This window comes from Chitinophagales bacterium (genome assembly GCA_013816805.1).
Lineage (GTDB): Bacteria > Bacteroidota > Bacteroidia > Chitinophagales > UBA10324 > MGR-bin340.
In genome coordinates, this window is record JACDDS010000014.1 from 81,527 (window position 1) to 99,951 (window position 18,425).

Consider the following 18,425-nt stretch of genomic DNA (forward strand, 5'->3'; position numbering starts at 1 on the left):
TACTAAAATCAATTCCACAATAATGTTCAGTTTGAAATGGATTTCCTGCTAATTCCCAAACATTTGTCCTATTTGAGCTAACCCAATTTCAGCAAAGAGTAACCAATATGAAAATAGAAAAAGCTTTCTTTTCATTATTTTTTCTCCTCCACTTTCGGCATTAATAGTTTTGCGATTAACCCTGTCCAGCCAGTCTGGTGTGAGGCGCCGCAGCCGCGCCCCGTATCTCCATGGAAATATTCATGAAATAAGATATAATTATTAAAGTGCGGATCGCGCTGCATCTTTTCACAATCGCCAAAAAACGGCCGGTTATTTTTTTCATCCCTTCGGAAAATTTTTAACAGCCGCTGGCTCAGCTCGTTGGCAATTTCCTGGAGTGATAAGTGGTTTCCGGAATTGGTCGGGTACTCTATTTTAAAGTCAGGGCCATAGTAATAATGAAACCGTTCCAGGGATTCGATGATGAGAAAATTTGCAGGCATCCATATCGGTCCTCGCCAGTTACTGTTACCGCCAAATAGCTGTGTATCGCCCTCGCCGGGAGTATATTTCACACTGAAATTAACGCCGTTGAAATGAATTTCATAGGGATGATCCTGGTGATATTTACTAAGCGCACGCACACCATAGTCCGATAGAAATTCGCTTTCGTCCAGCATGCGCTTAAGAATCTTCTTTAATCGGTGGCCCCGCAGCAGTGACAGCAGATGCTTTTCATCGATACCTTTTTCATTCCACCTTGAAACAAGCGAGGCGAGATCAGGCCTGTAGTTGAGGAACCAGTTCAGCCTTTTAGAAAATTCCTTCTGGTCGCGAAAGACCTCATGATCGAGCACCTCTATTGCAAACAAAGGAATCAATCCCACCATGGACCGGACCTTTAACTTCATTCCGGTGTGATCGGTCATCCTTAAGGCATCATAAAAGAACTGGTCTTCATCATCCCATAACCCGTTTTCACCCATGCTCTCCATAGCGCAGGCGATATAGAGAAAATGCTCAAAAAATTTCGAAGCCATATCCTCGTACACCGGGTTTGTTTTCGAAAGTTCCAGGGCAATACGCATCATGTTGAGTGAAAACATCGCCATCCAGCTGGTGCCATCTGATTGCTCAATAAAACTGCCGTTTGGCAGTTTTGCATCCCTGTCAAAAACCCCGATGTTATCCAGCCCCAGAAATCCGCCCTGGAAAATATTATTGTCATTATTATCCTTTCGGTTCACCCACCAGGTGAAATTTAAAAGCAGCTTGTGAAAAATGGATTCCAGGAATTCGATATCACCTTTCCCATCATTATTCTTCTGATCAATTTTATATACCCGCCAGCTGGCATAAGCATGCACCGGCGGGTTCACATCTCCAAGTGCCCACTCATAGGCGGGCAACTGTCCATTCGGATGCATGTACCATTCGCGGGTGAGCATGATGAGCTGATCTTTCGCAAAAGCTGCATCAATAAGTGACAAGGTGATGCAATGGAAGGCAAGGTCCCAGGCGGCATACCATGGAAATTCCCAGTTATCCGGCATGCTGATAACATCCGAATTGTTCAGGTGCATCCATTCATAATTGCGGCCCTGCTTTCTCTCAGCAGGCGGCGGTGGCTGAGCCGGATCGCCTTTAAGCCATAGGTTTACATCATAAAAATAGAATTGCTTGTTCCAGAGCATTCCTGCAAAGGCTTGCCGCTGAATCATTTTTTCGTCTTCGGAATGTATGCCTTTCTGCACTTCAGCATAAAATTCATCCGCCTCTTTCACCCTCATCAAAAGTATTTCATCAAAATCTCTGAATGGATTTTGCAGTTGTTCTGATGATAACCGTAACCGTATGGTCTTTGAGCTTTCTGCAGGTATTATAAAGTCGTAATTAGCGGCAGCCTTTGTGCCCTCCATTTTTGGATTTACCGCCACCGCATCATTATGGATCAGATAATTATTGATTCCGTCTTTAAAGAAGCCAGGATCGTTTTGTACACCGTATAACCGCTGCATGTTCGAATCATTATTACAAAAAAGAAGAGAAGGTTCATTGTCGAAATACAGAAAATAGTTTCCAAGCTTTTGATGCGCTATGTTAATAGAGCCTTTTTGTAAAGAGGATAAAAGAGGCTTGTTTTCATCATAACCCCATGACCATGTATTGCGAAACCATATAGTAGGCAATACATTCAAGGGCGCATCCTCTTTACCACGGTTAGTGACTTTTATGGTAATTAAAATGTCTTCGGCAGCTTGTTTTGCATATTCAATAAAGACATCGAAGTATTTATTTTCATTGAAGATTCCCGTATCTATCAATTCAAATTCGGGGTCAAGCTTAGTTAGCCTCTGGTTTTCCCGGATTAATAATTCATATGGATATGGATCCTGTGGATACTTGTAAAGCATCTTCATGTAAGAATGGGAAGGGGTATTATCCAGAAAATAATAATACTCCTTCACGTCTTCGCCATGGTTGCCTTCTTTAGCATTTAGTCCAAAGAACCGTTCTTTAATAATTGGGTCTTTTTTATTCCAAAGTGCAACGCCAAAACATAGAAACTGCTTGCGATCGCAAAACCCTGCAATACCTTCTTCTCCCCAGCGATAAGCTTTCGATCTTGCAATATCGTGGGTGGTATAATCCCAGGCGGTGCCATGGGGGCTATAGTCTTCTCTAACGGTTCCCCATTGACGGTTAGATAGATACGGTCCCCATTTCCTCCATTCCCGATGATCGATACGCAACTTTTCTGCAGCCATATTTCAATATAAAGTTTCTGATCCAGGCATAATTTTAATCATAAAATTGTCACAAATTGCCTCCGATGGTAAAGTAGCCTGTTCCTTAGTGACACTACAGCTATAATTTAAGAGCATATTTTTCACTTTCAGGAAAGAATATTATCTTTGCCGTTCGTTAAAACCCGAGGTATTTTCCAAAATTGGTTTTTATTCGTTTTTCCTTTTCCATTTTTTATACTGAATATAACTCTGATATCTGTAGTGCAGGTAGCAGGAATGTATTTTCCAATTATCCGATTCTTACCTCTTCTATTGACTGTTAATTATAACTGATAATTCAAATATATGCCTTTCAAAAAAGACCTTAAGATTAAACCCAACTTTACCAGGATTACTCTTGCATTGGCATCTCCGGATTCCATACTGGAGCGATCATATGGCGAAGTATTAAAGCCTGAAACTATAAATTACCGCACTTACAAGCCCGAGCGCGACGGATTGTTTTGTGAAAGGATCTTTGGGCCTGTAAAGGATTATGAATGTTACTGCGGAAAATATAAGCGCATAAGATATAAAGGAATTGTTTGTGACCGCTGCGGTGTAGAAGTTACAGAAAAGAAAGTGCGCCGCGAGCGCATGGGACATATTAAGCTGGTAGTGCCCGTTGTTCATATCTGGTATTTTAAATCCCTCCCAAATAAGATTGGTTATCTGCTCGGCTTGTCTTCAAAGAAGCTGGAGACCATTGTCTATTACGAAAGGTACGTGGTGATTCAACCCGGTGTGCGCGATGATAAACAGTATCTGGATCTTCTGACTGAAGAAGAATATTTGGAAGTGCTCGATCAACTACCTAAGGATAATCAGCACCTGGATGATATGGATCCGAATAAGTTTGTTGCGAAGATGGGTGCCGATGCAGTGCGCGATTTATTGGCACGTACTGATCTGAACAACCTTTCTTATCAGTTACGCCATCAGGCGGCTAATGAAACTTCACAGCAGCGTAAAGCAGAAGCCCTTAAACGGCTTGGCGTAGTGGAATCTTTTCGTGAAGCAAATGACAGAACTACCAATCGCCCTGAATGGATGGTAGTGCAGTATCTTCCTGTTGTTCCTCCCGAATTGCGTCCCCTTGTTCCTCTGGATGGTGGTCGTTTTGCCTCTTCTGATCTCAATGATCTTTACAGGCGGGTTATTATCCGTAATAACCGTTTAAAGCGATTAATTGAAATAAAAGCTCCCGATGTAATTCTCAGGAATGAAAAAAGAATGTTGCAGGAAGCGGTAGATTCTCTTTTCGATAATTCCCGCAAATCAAATGCTGTAAAGGCAGAGGGCGGACGCGCATTAAAATCTTTAAGTGATGTATTGAAAGGCAAACAAGGCCGGTTCCGTCAAAACCTGCTCGGTAAACGCGTGGATTATTCAGGGCGTTCTGTAATTGTAGTAGGGCCTGAATTGAAATTGCATGAATGTGGCTTACCGAAAGATATGGCTGCCGAATTATTCAAGCCTTTTATCATCCGCAAACTGATTGAGAGAGGTATTGTAAAAACCGTAAAAAGCGCCAAGAAGTTAGTTGACAGAAAAGAACCGGTAATATGGGACATCCTTGAAAACATCCTTAAAGGACATCCTGTAATGTTAAACAGGGCACCTACTTTGCACCGGCTTTCCATACAGGCATTCCAGCCTAAGCTCATTGAAGGTAAAGCCATCCATCTGCACCCGCTTGTGTGTGGTGCCTTTAATGCAGACTTTGACGGTGATCAGATGGCAGTTCATGTTCCTTTAAGTAATGCTGCGGTACTGGAAGCGCAGTTACTGATGCTTTCAGCACATAATATTTTGAATCCGCAGAATGGCTCGCCCATCACCCTTCCTTCACAGGACATGGTTTTGGGCTTGTATTATACTACGAAAGGTAGAAGAACCGATGCTGATAATAAGGTTAAGGGAGAAGGTAAGGTTTTTTATTCTTCCGAAGAAGTAATCATAGCCTATAATGAAGGCAAGATTGATCTGCATGCTTTCATTAAAGTGAGGACCGCAGTTCTGGAAAACGGGCAGTTGGTGGATAAGATTATTGAAACAACTGTAGGCCGGGTTTTATTTAATGAAATGGTTCCTGAAGAAGCGGGATTCATAAATCTGTTGCTAACCAAGAAAGCCTTGCGTGAAGTGATCGGTGATATTATAACATTAACGGATATTCCGCGAACTGCGAAGTTCCTTGATGATATAAAGCACCTTGGATTTACGATGGCATTCAAAGGCGGGCTTTCTTTCAATCTTTCTGATCTTATTATCCCGGATAATAAACAGGAATTGCTGGACTCAGCTCAAAGAGAGGTGGATGATGTTATTTCTAATTATAACATGGGGTTCATTACCAATAATGAGCGTTATAACCAGGTGATTGATATCTGGACCCGGGCAAATAACCGTATTTCAGAAACCTTGAATAAGATGCTCGAGCATGACAAGCAGGGCTTTAATTCAGTGTACATGATGCTGCATTCGGGCGCACGTGGCTCTAAAGAGCAGGTACGTCAGTTGGGAGGCATAAGGGGTCTTATGCAAAAGCCGCGTAAGTCAGGAAGCTCGGGTGGAGAATTGATTGAAAACCCCATACTTGCAAACCTTAAAGAAGGCTTGAGCGTATTGGAATACTTTATCTCTACTCACGGTGCCCGCAAAGGTTTGGCAGATACCGCATTAAAAACAGCGGATGCTGGTTATTTGACGCGTCGTTTGGTTGACGTAGCACAGGATGTTGTAATTACGGAAGATGATTGCGGCACATTGCGGGGTATCCCAATTTCGGCTTTGAAAGACAATGATGAAGTTGTGGAACCGCTTTATGATCGTATTATCGGCAGGGTCAGCTTATACGAAATTATAGATCCGCTTACAGATGAAATAATTGTAAAAGCCGGGGACGACATTAATGAGGAAATTGCTTCGAAAATTGAAAATACCGCGATAGAAACAGTGGAAATTCGCTCCGTGCTAACGTGCGAATCGAAGAAGGGAGTTTGCGTAAAATGTTACGGAAGAAACCTGGCAACCGGGCGTACCGCAGAGTTTGGGGATGCGGTAGGGATCATTGCTGCACAGTCTATCGGAGAACCTGGAACACAGTTAACCTTAAGAACTTTCCATACAGGAGGCGCTGCTTCAGGCATGGCTACTGAATCGGAGCTGCGATCTAAATTTGATGGAGTAGTAAAATTTGAAGATTTAAGAACAGCAACTTATACGAGTGCTTCGGCCGATACTAAGGTGACTGTAACCATTGGGCGGGCAGGTGAAGTTCGGATAGAAGACCCTAAAAGCGGAAGAACACTTATTACGAATCACGTTCCATACGGCGCGTATTTAAATGTTAAGGAAGGAGATAAGATTCAAAAAGGACAGGCCATTTGTACATGGGATCCATACAATGCCATCATCCTTTCAGAATATAGGGGGATTATAGAGTTTGAAAATATAATCGAGGGAATTACTTTCCGTGAAGAGATGGATGAGCAAACGGGCCATAAAGAAAAAGTAATTATCGAAACCCGGGATAAAACAAAAATTCCTACTATTAAAGTGGTTTCTAAAAACAAGGAAATAAAATCTTATAATATTCCGGTAGGTTCACATATCAATGTTGATGACGGGGAGGGTGTGGAAGGAGGAATGATTCTCGTTAAGATTCCAAGAACACTTGCAAAATTAAGAGGTGATATTACAGGAGGTTTACCGCGGGTAACAGAATTGTTCGAAGCACGTAATCCATCAAATCCTGCGGTAGTTTCTGAAATAGATGGCGTAGTGAGCTTTGGTGCCGTAAAGCGTGGAAATCGTGAAATAATTATTGAATCAAAAGATGGTGATCAACGGAAGTACCTGGTTCCTCTTTCAAAGCTGTTTTTAATTGCTGAAGGGGATTACGTAAGAGCAGGACAGCCACTATCAGAAGGCGCTATAACCCCTAACGATATTTTGGCTATTAAAGGCCCCAATGCAGTGCAGGAATATATGGTTAATGAGATCCAGGAGGTTTATCGCCTGCAGGGAGTGAAAATAAATGATAAGCATATTGAAACCATTGTGCGCCAGATGATGCGTAAGGTACATATTGAAGATCCGGGTGATACCATATTCCTGGAAGGTGAAGGCGCAGATAAGTTTGAGTTTTTAGTGGAGAATGAAAATATTTATGATAAGAAAGTGATTACTGAAGCGGGCGATTCAGCAACCCTCAAAGTAGGACAAATTGTTACCCTTCGTCAGATCAGAGAAGAAAATTCACAATTAAAGCGAAGCGATAGAAAGATCGTCCAATTCAGAGATGCCATGTCTGCCACATCAAGTCCCCTGCTTATGGGTATTACACGTGCTTCTCTTGGAACGGCGAGCTGGATTTCGGCAGCTTCCTTCCAGGAAACTACTAAGGTGTTGAGTTCTGCATCGATCAATGCTAAAATTGATCCGTTAGGAGGATTAAAGGAAAATGTAATTATTGGTCATCTTATTCCGGCTGGTACGGGAATGCGGGAGTACGAAAATATCGTGGTGGGTTCACAGGAAGAATATGAAAAACTCATTGCTTCCAAACGGGAGCTGATCGGTGAGGTTCCAAGCCTGGAAGAATAATAGCGGACATAATGTATTAAGTAAAAGCCGTCCCGGAAGCTGGGGCGGCTTTTTAGCTTTGTATATGGAAGTATTATTTATTTCTCTTTCTTATTACATCGCCGGAATTAAGGATATACACAAGGAGAAATGGTAAAAAGGTGAGAATAATGCCGTGAGAATAATTTTTAAATACATAAGAAAAGATTAACTTTATTTTCTAATCTATTTCACGGCTTCAACTTTTTTCGTGAAAAAAAAATTTGCTCCTGCTGTAATTTTTTTTGGTGTCTTCTTCAGCATTGCAACTGCTCAGGTACGGATTTTAAACCATGATACAAGACCACCCCGAAACTGCGTAAATGCCTCTAATAACTTTGGAGGCTACATAATAAGCAATTTGGTTTCATTTGATAATGATGGAGGCATAAATAATATTGATGCTATTCCATCTTATCAATGCATTGATGCAATAACGCCTGCAATTGTTTTGGAAAATTTTGGAGTTAATCCTCTGGAAACTGCAATTATTCAATATACGCTTGATAATGATATTCCACTGTTCTATCAGTGGAAGGGTTTACTGAATCCGGGTGAATCTGATACCATTATCTTACCTACGCTTCAGGCGAATGCAGGGTCTCATGAATTAAATGTTTTAATCACACAGGCAAACGGATCAACGGATGTAAATAATTCAAATGATAAAAGCATCTTTTTTACAATTATTGGAACGAGTGTACCATTGCCGTTTTCTGAAAAGTTTGAAAATGCAAATCTCCCATTAGGATTTTTTATTAATAATTCTGATAATGGACCTACCTGGAATATTACTGATTTATCCATTAAAGGCAGTGAGCATAATTTTGCTTTACAAATGGAATTCCACAATGGCCTGAGTTTAGAAGGGGAAGTAGATGATTTGTTTTTGCAGAACCTCGATTTAACCAATGAATCGCAGGTGGAGCTGGGTTTTGATCTGGCATATACATATTACAGCGATCACTATTTTGACGGGCTGAAAGTTCAGATTTCTGAGGATTGCGGGTCAAGCTGGTCCACTGTGTACGATAAGCAAAAAGAAGAATTACAGACCGCCCCGGTAAGTGACATCTATTTTATTCCTGCACCGGAACAGTGGCGGCATGAACAGGTAAACATTAGTAATTATGTCGGAAATTCAAATGTCCTTGTCCGATTAAGGGCTATAAGCGGTTTGGGAAATAATCTTTATATCGATAATATAACCTTAAATGAGACTACAGGAATAGAATCTTTACCCGCGGCTGGAACACTTAGATTAGCTCCGAATCCTGCTGATGACATGTTCTCCATTTTATTACCCGGTAAACCAAATATTATTGGACAGATACAGATTTTTAATCTTCTTGGTCAGCAAATTCTTGTAATAGATAGCAGTAAACCATTCCCTGCTTCCATAAAAACTTCCGATTGGCCGGAGGGCATTTATATGGTAAACATGATCCATAAGGGCTCAATTGTAAACCAGCAGATGCTGGACATAATACACTGAGATCATTACTTCAATAACTCCGGGAAAGCGGTAATCATAGCATGTTAAGAGTCCTGTTTCTTTTTTTGCTCACTTATCCATTTGTTCATTTTAGCTTCCAGAACTGCAATTGGCAGGCAGCCGTCCTGTAATATCTCATCATGAAATTTGCTAATGCTGAAATGTTCACCCAATGCATCCTGAGCATTTTTTCTAAGCTCTAAAATTTTTAACTGCCCGACTTTATAGCTCAGGGCCTGACCGGGAATAGCCATATATCTCTCTATTTCACTGGTTATATCAGCCTCACTTTCTGCCTCATTTTCTTTCGAAAATTCAATTGCCTGCTCACGCGCCCACCCCTTAGTATGGATACCTGCATCTACAACCAGCCGTATTGCCCTATGCATTTCTTCACTTAACATTCCAAAATACTGGTAGGGATCATTATAGAGTCCAAGATTTTTACCCAGCGATTCACAGTATAAGGCCCAGCCTTCACCGTACGCACCGTACCAGATAAAACGCCGGAAATTGGGTAATGCTGTATTTTCCTGCTGTAATGAAATTTGATAATGGTGGCCCGGTATTGCCTCATGGGAAAATAAATCTTCCATAGAAATATTATTAAATGTCTTTGGATCTGTTATCGGAACATAAAAAATTCCAGGCCGTGATCCATCCGGAGAGCCCTGGTTATATTCTGCGCTTGCACTCGCCTCGCGGAAAGCTTCCGTTTCGCGCACTTCAAATGGTGTCTTCGGAAAAACACTGAAAAGATTTTTGAGATATGGCTTTTCTTTATCCTGTATTGCGCGGTAACCATTGAGCACATCCTCTTTTGTCTGATATGGAAAGAACTTCGGATCGGAATGCAGGTAATTAAAGAAGTCTTTTAAAGATCCGTTAAAGTTCACCTGCTTCATAGTTTCCCCCATCTCGCCTCTTATTCTATTTACTTCACGCTGACCTAATTCGAAAATGGAATCAGCACTCATGGAAGTTGTAGTCCACTGTTTAATAAGAAAGTTATAGTATTCTTTTCCATCGGGTATATTTGAAATTCCTGCGGACGATCTGCAACCCGGAAGGTATTCAGTACTGATAAAAGTATAGAGCTTCTGGTAAGATGGATTAATTTGCCCGTCGATTGCCCTGACAAATAAATCAGTCAACCGCTTGTTATCATCCTCGGAAAACTTCATTGAATCAAGCTTACCTATGGGCTGATAGAAAACACTTTTTTTTACATCACCGGATATGATCCCCTTCAGCTCAGGTAACACACGCTCCATCAGCACTTTTGGGTATACGTATCCTTGTTTCATGCCCGTTCGCATATTTGATATTGCAGTATCGCACCAGGCGGAAAATGAATTTATCCTTTCTAAAAAATTTTGATAGTCCTGTACTGTTTTAAAAGGCTGATTTCCGCTTCCTGATCCGAGCTGTGCCATCGTCAGTGGCAGGCTCCAGAACTGGTTGATTGGCATCAGGTTTTCGTGAAAATGCAGCCTTTCAAGATTAATGCTTGTCTCCCAGCTAAGCACATCATAGCTCATTTGATCGGTCCCGGCCATCTGCGGCCTGTCAAATTTTTTTAGAGAATCCTGAAACAGCTGATAGAACGCTTTTTCTCTTTCACGGAATGAAACCGTTAAATCATTATTTAAAATATTATTGTAGCGGTTATCCCCGTTTTGTGTTGCTTCCAAAGGATATAATTGCATTCGCTGATCGTAATAATCCAGCAGCAACCGGTTAAATGAGTTTGAATTTGCAGACGATAATTTTTTTTCCTTTTGCATTGGTGAACATGCTGCAGTTAAAAGCAGTGCCGTAACTAATAAAATTTTATTCATGGAAGAACCGACCGTATTAATGATTAAAATGAAAACCGAAGTTGAAGCTTCTTTTCAAGAAAAGGTGAATAATATCAATAATTCTTCACCAATTAAACTAAACGGCAGACGCTGTCACTACCATCAACAATCTGCCGCTTAGCACTTTCAAACCAACCATGACTATTATTCATGATAATGCAAATGAAAATTATAGGACTATCAGCAGAAAAAAATTTAGACAAAAGAAATGATTGACTAGACTAATGAATAAGAAGTCGCACCTATTAACCCCTTTATTGTACCTGCTGATTTGTATGATTATGGCAGGCTTTAGAATTGGTCGACCTTTCACATAAGTTGATCTATTAACTTATTTTCGTTTAACGATCTTAAGTTATTTTAACAGGTGCTCCTGACCAGACAATTTAGATTTTTACCTGACCCTGAAAAATGGTTTGAAGCGCGCGGTGTTAACCGATTTTTTCTCCACCTGCTTTTTTGGGTCGTTTGGCTTTCCCGCACCTATTATGATTTAGTATCCCTGTATGGATGGGATGGATCTCTTCTTTTTCTTGGAGTATACGCGTGCTCACAGGTTCCTATGGTCTATTTTCATTTGTATGTATTGGCTCCCAGGCTGCTTCACAGAAGGAAATACTTCATTTATATCCTGGCCACTATTTCACTTCTCTTTGTTTATTCCTATGTAAATTTCTCCATGTTAAAGCTGATTCCACATAGCTTACTGCCCGTTTCATTAGAAGGTTATATTAAGCTTTTAAACCCGCGATACGATGTCTTTGAAGGTTTCTTCACTCTTATAATCACCTATTCTCTTAAATATGCATGGCAGGCTGTTGCTACAAAAAACAAATTATTAGAGCTTCAGAAAAATAACCTGATGCTGGAATTAAATGCTTTGAAAGCCCAGATCAATCCTCATTTTTTATTTAATACACTCAATAATATTTATTCATTATCAATTAAAAAATCAGATCAGGCCCCTGAGATGATTTTAAAGCTAAGTGATATGATGCGCTATGTTTTATATGATTGCAACAGCGGGCCGGTGCCGGTAGAAAAGGAAATACAGTTTATAAATAATTATATAGAGCTTGAAAAAATCCGGCATGGAGAGCATATAGATATCCGTTTTTCGTTGTCGGGGAAATTAGATAATAGCAAAATTGAACCGTTGCTGCTTATTCCTTTTATTGAAAATAGCTTTAAGCATGGCGTAAATGCAAAGATGGAAAACGGATGGGTAGATGTAAACCTGAATATTTTCAGAAAAAAAATTACAATGAATGTGATCAATTCACTGCCGGACGCTTCCTTCAATAATAATGGGAAAAGCGGAATAGGTTTAATAAATGTAAAGAAGCGGCTCGACCTTATTTATCCTCATCAGTATCAGTTGCAGATACAGCCAATGAACGATCATTTTGAGGTTAACCTCGAAATCAATTTAAATTGAAACCATGCTAAAAAGCCTGATAGTAGATGACGAGCCTCTGGCTCAGGAAGTGCTGGAAAATTATATGCAAAGAGTAAACGAGCTGCAGCTTGTTAGAAAATGCAGTAATGCGATGGAGGCATTTCAGATACTGCATAAAGAAAGAGTAGATCTTCTGTTTCTTGATATTCAAATGCCGGTAATAGATGGTCTGTCTTTTTTGAAGTCATTAAAAAATGCTCCTTCGGTAATTTTAACCACCGCTTATCCAAACCATGCCCTTGAAGGCTATGACCTGGATGTAGTAGATTATTTATTAAAGCCAATTTCGTTTGAACGGTTTTTAAAGGCAGTTAATAAAGCAATTGATCACCGGAAACCTCCGGTTAATAATGACAATACTCCTTCTGCCGAGTATATATTTTTGAAGGTAGATAATAAGCTTGTCAAGGCGAACTTTTCAGACATAGTGTACATAGAAGGAATGAAGGATTACCTGAAAATTTTTGTAAAAGATAAACTACTGGTGATCCACCAGACCATGAAAAAAATAGAAGACCTTTTACCCAAAAATAAATTCATCCGGGTCCATAAATCTTATATTATTTCTTTAGATGCTGTTACTTCCATCACTGGAAACTTTGTAGAAATAAACGGCAAAGAAATTCCTATTGGTGCCAACTATAAAGATCAGTTGATAAATATGGTGTTTAGGCTAAACTCCTGATTTAATATTGTTTAATTTTTCAGAAATTTCTGAATGGTTGTATTGTACCCATCGGTAATCTTCAGTAAATAAGACCCTGCAGGAAGACTTTGAATATTAATTGTCCACGCTGATCCGTTGTTCAAATCAGGATACTTGTTTGTATACATTATAGTTCCCATCATGTTAACAACAGATACATGGGCTGCCATTTTCGTTGTGTTCCTGATTTCAACATTGATCTGATCCGTGGCAGGATCGGGGAAAATCAAAACAGAAGTTCTATTGAAAAAACTGATCTGCGTGGCCACAGGCGTTGTGAATGTATCTGACTGAGAAGCGGCGGAAGAGACATAAGGAGAGTCCGAACAAACGGTGGTAACTCTCCATTCATAATCTGTAACAGGCATTAAACCTGTAAGAATTACGGAATTAGAATCCGTGGTAGTGGCCGTCCAGGTTTGTGCACCCACAGGGCGGTATTCCACGATATAAGACTCACCTCCTGTACCTGCACCCCAGCTCAGCGTGGTTTGTAAAGTATCCGGAAAAGAATGCATGGTATAACCGGTAATTCTGCTGCATGGATCCCAAACATATTTGTGGACGCGGTAACTTTTTTCACCTGAGGAATCAAAGGTCATTTCCCAAACTATATTATTATTGGAATCAATTTCTGTTTGATTTGGTAATCCCACGTTGTTGTAAATAAGTCCCCAGTCAATCATCGTATTACCATCGGGCAAGCGCTGTGTACTGCCTGTTGCACTTCCGTAAACGTGGTAACCATTAACGTCAGGGTGTTCATAATGCCATATCAGCGAAGCCACCTTATTAACCTGATCGAGCGCATATTCTTTAGCACTGGAAATAAGAGGGACCAAATGGTTGCCATTGTTAAAAAGAGTTATATTTCCATTGGCAAGCCGGCGTAAATCATGTTGATTGGAAAAATGCTCCGGGATGTTGTCGTTAACGAATGTAAACTGATTATTTTCTCCATTCATTCGCCAGATGATATCTCCTGTTTCATGATCTATCTTGGTTAGCTCATCCATATTTCTATTCGAGATCAAAAGATTATTGTCTGAATCTTTTTCAATGGAATTCGTGTGCGCAAAATCTATAAGTGCATTGGCTAAAGACACATATTTGTCTGCATCCGTAATTTGAAAATGATCCATTGTTCTCCATTCAAAAACCACTTCATGATTTTGATCAATTTCCTGAATAACGGGAAATTGAACTACGGCATCCGGTAATCCGCCATATGCAGTCATATCCGTAGTAACATTATCATATGCAAGAAGGAAAGAATGTCCGTCAGGATACATCATAAATTCATGGTTATTAGTTGCCATTTCAAGACCGTTCCCGCATTGCACAGAATCGATAACATTATAGTTTGAATCCAACACTAAATAAATTGCGCGATCATTCACGAAGTAGGTAAGATATCCATTCACGTTAAGTTTAAAATCCCGCCCCCCACTTCCTACATCTCTTGCCCAAACAATAGAACCGTCATTATTAATAATTGTATTAAATGAGTTTGTTCCTAAATGACCTAAAATATCCTGATCCTGGTGGTTGGCATAAAAAATCTGGCCTGGTGCAGGGTTATTATTCACATTAATCCTGAAGGTAGGCATGGAATCTAAAGGATAGATAGAAGAATCACGTACCTGAAAGTTTTTTTTAAAATTTTTAAAGGCCTGATTGTTTTCAGGATCATCAGTTAGGCTTTGAAGATTTGCAATAAAAAATCGTTTTCGTTCCTCTCCAGTTAGTTGGTTCCTTATTTGAAAGCTGAAAGAAACTCCTTCTATGCTCTCTCCACTGAGTTTTTTTAATCCAGGATAAACCGTTACATACACCGTTTCACCATATGCAAAATCAGGATGAGGCTGGATGGTAACTGTTTTATTATCAACGGATAGCCGCGCTGTCCAGGAATGGTTTCCACTTATCGATCCTGAAACAGTAAATAAATTCTTATTGCTGATGGAACTCTTGTCTATCATATTTCCATTTTTCAGAATAATGTTTGTTTCAGGATAATGAAGTGCAGATCCGGGAAGCGGACTAATGTATTTAAACTGTGCAACTATTGATTGTGCCGCTAAACAAAAGAACAATAAGGCTGTGCTGAATTTCATGGAATTTGTTATCTGTCAGTAAGGTGAATTTCTTCGTGCGAAAGTAATTATTACTATAATCGTTTACAAAACTACTGTGTGTGGGTTACATGTTCCGTTGTATAAAATTTTTTACAAGCTCTTTAGAAAAATAATAATTGCGTTTTGTTTTCAATCCCTGAATAGCATATTGAAATGCTGCCTATTTTTGCGACCTTAATAGTTATTGAGTTTCTCAGTTATTATACGGTTAAGAAATTATATGGAATTTTTATCTGAAAAAGGGAGCGGGGGCCGATGACCGATCTATATCAATCGAGACGTTACACCATTCAGTTAATAATTATTGTAATAACGCTGATTTTTATTGCCCGGCTCTTTTACCTGCAGGTAATTGATAAAGATTACAAGCAGCTGGCTAAAGCCACTGTATTAAGGCAAACCACCGTTTTCCCGGCAAGAGGTCTCGTTTACGACCGCAATGCGAAACTTATAATAGATAATCAGAAGGAATATGATTTATGGGTAACACCCGGACAGGTTAAAGAAATTGATACGGTTGGCTTTTGTGACCTGGTAGGAATCTCCGACACCTTTTTCCGTGAAACCTTAAAAAAAGCCCGCGAATATTCCCGCTTTAAATCATCCCTTTTTGTGAAGGGAATTTCGGTTGATAAATATGCGGCCATCCAGGAGGAATTGTATTTGTTCCAAGGTTTTTTTGGCCAGGTCCGTACGGTTCGGGCCTATCCTTATCATTCAGCAGCACATGTACTCGGTTATATCAGTGAGGTTACCCCAAAGCAAATAGACCAAAGTGATGGATATTACAAGCGTGGTGATTACATAGGTACTGGTGGCATAGAACAGTCATATGAAAAAGCATTGCGTGGTGTAAAAGGAACCCGTTACGTGCTGGTGGATGTGCACAATAAAGAAATGGGTCCTTTCAATGAGGGGAAGTTTGATACAGCGGCCGTACCCGGAAAAAATATTAACAGCACCATCAGCATCGACCTGCAGCAATACGGGGAAAAGCTGATGAAGGGAAAGATTGGAAGCATCGTGGCCCTGGAGCCAAGAACCGGTGAAATATTATGTATGATCAGCAGCCCGGAGTATGATCCTTCATTATTAACAGGCCAGGACCGTGGTAAAAATTTCAGGCTACTATTAACCGATAGCTTAAACCCCTTATTTGTAAGGCCCTTAAAGGCGGCTTATCCGCCGGGCTCCACCTATAAGGCCACATTATCGCTGGTTGGCCTGCAGGAAGGGGCTATTACACCTTCCAGCTCTTACAATTGCCCCGGGGCCTATTATGTGGGATCGCTTCGTGTGAAATGCGATCACAGCGGATTTGTTCCCGACCTGGTTGCTGCTATCCAGCATTCCTGCAATAGCTATTTCTGTAACTATTTCAGACGGACTATCGATTATGATGAAGATCATTCCGTGGCCCAGGGATTAGATGACTGGAAGAAAGGGCTGGGATATTTTTCACTCGGGCAGAAAACAGGCATTGATTTACCTAATGAAGGCTATGGCTTTGTTCCGGGTTCGAAATATTACGATAAAATTTATGGCGAAAAAAGATGGAATTCTGTAACCGTAGTTTCACTGGGCATCGGTCAGGGGGAATTGGGTGAAACGCCCTTACAAATGGTAAACGTAATTTCTGCTATAGCGAACAGGGGATATTTCTATCCGCCTCATATTTCCCGTGAGATTATTGGCGATGATTCCATGTTAATAAAATACAAAACAAAGCATGTAATCCCTATTGATTCCTCAAATTTTAATGTAGTGGTTGAGGGACTCAGGCAGGTAGTGCTTGCCGGCACGGCTGCTGCATCCCAGATTCCGGGAGTTACCATGGCAGGTAAAACCGGAACGGCGCAGAATCCGCATGGCAACGACCATTCCTTATTTGTAGCATTTGCCCCGGTAGAAGATCCGAAAATTGCCATTTCCGTAGTAGTGGAAAATGCCGGCTTTGGTGCTCAATATGCGGCGCCTATTGCAAGCTTAATGATAGAGAAATATCTGAATGATACTATTTCTGCTTCGCGCAAACCTGTGGAACAAAGGATGATTGAAGCCAACCTTATTAAACATGCTGCAGCAGGAAAGAGCCATAAATAAGGGGACTGACTGGCTCTTGATCGGCATGTGGCTCACGCTGATGCTCATTGGCTGGATGGCCATTTTCTCAGCTACCTATGATGAAAGTCAGCCGGGCATCTTTAACCTGAACCACTCTTATGGCCGGCAATTACTATGGATGGTGGGCTCATTCATTCTTGCAGGGGCCATGATCATCACTGATAGCAAATTCTATGTTGCGTTTGCCTATTTGATTTACGGTATCATACTGTTGCTGCTTGCCTCGGTGTTTATAATCGGAACCTCTGTAAATGGTAATAAAAACTGGATTGACATTGGAACATTTCAATTACAGCCATCAGAGTTCACCAAGTTTGCTACCAACCTGGCATTGGCAAAGTATCTCAGCGGGCTGAATATAAATATGAAGATTTTGCGGACGCGGCTCATAGCTCTTGCATTAATTGCTATTCCGGCAGTTCTGATTCTGATGCAGGGTGATACCGGCTCAACGCTCGTTTTCGGGTCTTTCATGCTGGTGCTCTTTCGCTTTGGCCTGCCCGGCTCTTACCTGGTAGTGGGATTATATGCAATCTTATTATTCATTTTATCTATGGTAATACAAAAATATCTGCTGATCGGTATTCTTTTTTTAATTGGCGGAGTATTTTTATTTCTTTCGAAAAGAAACCGCTCCATCACATTCATTCTGGTCGCGATGTTTGTGTTATCATCGGGATATGTGATGACCACCGATTATGTTTTCAATCACCTGCTGGAGCCCCACCAGCAGGAGCGTGTGAACGTGCTTCTCGGAAAAAAAGTGGAACAAAAAGATGCAGACTACAATGTACGTCAGAGCAAGATTGCAATAGGCTCCGGTGGGTTTTTAGGAAAAGGTTTTATGCAGGGAACGCTTACCAAATATAATTTTGTTCCCGAGCAGAGCACTGATTTTATTTTCTGCACCATAGGAGAGGAGTTTGGGTTTTGGGGAGCAGGGTTGCTGCTGCTTTTTTATTCTGCCTTTCTTTTCAGGATTATCTATGTGGCGCAGCGGCAGCGCTCCCGCTTCTCCATGATTTATGCCTACGGCGTGGTGGCTGTTATTTTTTTTCACATCCTCATTAATGTCGGGATGACGATGGGCCTTATGCCTGTGATCGGCATACCGTTACCTTTTATAAGCTATGGAGGCTCTTCTTTATGGTCTTTTACCATTTTGCTTTTTATCCTTATCAAGCTGGATGGCGACAGGCTGGCGATATTGAGGTGATCTCTGGTTGAATAATGTTTATTGC

Annotated in this window: 10 protein-coding genes; 7 read left to right on the plus strand and 3 right to left on the minus strand. The window is 40.7% G+C overall.

Going from position 1 to position 18,425, the window contains the following annotated elements; translation table 11 throughout:
- Positions 1 to 134: 134 nt before the first annotated feature.
- Entirely contained in the window at positions 135 to 2,750 is a 2,616-nt protein-coding gene (locus H0W62_12345) for a glucosidase (protein MBA3649319.1), read from the minus strand.
- Positions 2,751 to 3,077: 327 nt separating this feature from the next.
- On the opposite strand from H0W62_12345, the gene rpoC reads away from it, so the two are divergent.
- Together rpoC and H0W62_12355 are read left to right on the plus strand one after the other, a co-directional pair.
- The gene (rpoC, locus tag H0W62_12350; protein MBA3649320.1) at positions 3,078 to 7,382 is read left to right on the plus strand and encodes a DNA-directed RNA polymerase subunit beta'; all 4,305 of its coding nucleotides are present in this window, start codon (positions 3,078 to 3,080) and stop codon (positions 7,380 to 7,382) included.
- Between the two features lie 229 nt (positions 7,383 to 7,611).
- Positions 7,612 to 8,895: a T9SS type A sorting domain-containing protein gene (locus H0W62_12355; GenBank protein MBA3649321.1), complete on the plus strand. Its 1,284-nt coding sequence runs from the start codon at positions 7,612 to 7,614 to the stop codon at positions 8,893 to 8,895.
- Positions 8,896 to 8,939: 44 nt separating this feature from the next.
- Here the strand turns inward: H0W62_12355 and H0W62_12360 are convergent, their stop codons facing one another.
- Complete coding sequence (locus tag H0W62_12360; GenBank protein MBA3649322.1) at positions 8,940 to 10,736, minus strand: DUF885 domain-containing protein; 1,797 nt, start codon at positions 10,734 to 10,736, stop codon at positions 8,940 to 8,942.
- On the opposite strand from H0W62_12360, the gene H0W62_12365 reads away from it, so the two are divergent.
- The 3 genes from H0W62_12365 to H0W62_12375 all read left to right on the plus strand — a co-directional run bounded on the left by H0W62_12365 (position 10,735) and on the right by H0W62_12375 (position 12,901).
- Positions 10,735 to 10,878, plus strand: coding sequence for a hypothetical protein (locus H0W62_12365; protein MBA3649323.1), 144 nt, complete (start codon positions 10,735 to 10,737; stop codon positions 10,876 to 10,878). The genes H0W62_12360 and H0W62_12365 overlap by 2 nt on opposite strands.
- A gap of 246 nt (positions 10,879 to 11,124) precedes the next feature.
- Entirely contained in the window at positions 11,125 to 12,195 is a 1,071-nt protein-coding gene (locus H0W62_12370; protein ID MBA3649324.1) for a sensor histidine kinase, read from the plus strand.
- 4 nt (positions 12,196 to 12,199) lie between these two features.
- The gene (locus H0W62_12375) at positions 12,200 to 12,901 is read left to right on the plus strand and encodes a response regulator transcription factor (GenBank protein ID MBA3649325.1); all 702 of its coding nucleotides are present in this window, start codon (positions 12,200 to 12,202) and stop codon (positions 12,899 to 12,901) included.
- An 11-nt stretch (positions 12,902 to 12,912) separates the two neighbouring features.
- Here the strand turns inward: H0W62_12375 and H0W62_12380 are convergent, their stop codons facing one another.
- A complete protein-coding gene (locus H0W62_12380; protein ID MBA3649326.1) occupies positions 12,913 to 15,039 on the minus strand; it encodes an aryl-sulfate sulfotransferase in 2,127 nt (708 codons plus the stop codon).
- A 276-nt stretch (positions 15,040 to 15,315) separates the two neighbouring features.
- Between H0W62_12380 and mrdA the strand changes: the two genes are divergently transcribed.
- Together mrdA and H0W62_12390 are read left to right on the plus strand one after the other, a co-directional pair.
- Positions 15,316 to 17,163: a penicillin-binding protein 2 gene (mrdA, locus tag H0W62_12385; protein ID MBA3649327.1), complete on the plus strand. Its 1,848-nt coding sequence runs from the start codon at positions 15,316 to 15,318 to the stop codon at positions 17,161 to 17,163.
- On the plus strand, positions 17,135 to 18,400 hold the full coding sequence (locus tag H0W62_12390) for a rod shape-determining protein RodA (protein MBA3649328.1): 1,266 nt from the start codon (positions 17,135 to 17,137) through the stop codon (positions 18,398 to 18,400). Before mrdA ends, H0W62_12390 begins: the two co-directional genes overlap by 29 nt.
- Positions 18,401 to 18,425 lie beyond the last annotated feature (25 nt).

Coding starts and splice junctions, on each gene's coding strand:
- H0W62_12365 (MBA3649323.1), top strand. CDS start 10,735: ATGGAAGAACCGACCGTATTAATGATTAAAATGAAAACCGAAGTTGAA.
- H0W62_12375 (MBA3649325.1), top strand. CDS start 12,200: ATGCTAAAAAGCCTGATAGTAGATGACGAGCCTCTGGCTCAGGAAGTG.
- rpoC (MBA3649320.1), top strand. CDS start 3,078: ATGCCTTTCAAAAAAGACCTTAAGATTAAACCCAACTTTACCAGGATT.
- H0W62_12380 (MBA3649326.1), bottom strand. CDS start 15,039: ATGAAATTCAGCACAGCCTTATTGTTCTTTTGTTTAGCGGCACAATCA.
- mrdA (MBA3649327.1), top strand. CDS start 15,316: ATGACCGATCTATATCAATCGAGACGTTACACCATTCAGTTAATAATT.
- H0W62_12390 (MBA3649328.1), top strand. CDS start 17,135: ATGCTGCAGCAGGAAAGAGCCATAAATAAGGGGACTGACTGGCTCTTG.
- H0W62_12345 (MBA3649319.1), bottom strand. CDS start 2,750: ATGGCTGCAGAAAAGTTGCGTATCGATCATCGGGAATGGAGGAAATGG.
- H0W62_12360 (MBA3649322.1), bottom strand. CDS start 10,736: ATGAATAAAATTTTATTAGTTACGGCACTGCTTTTAACTGCAGCATGT.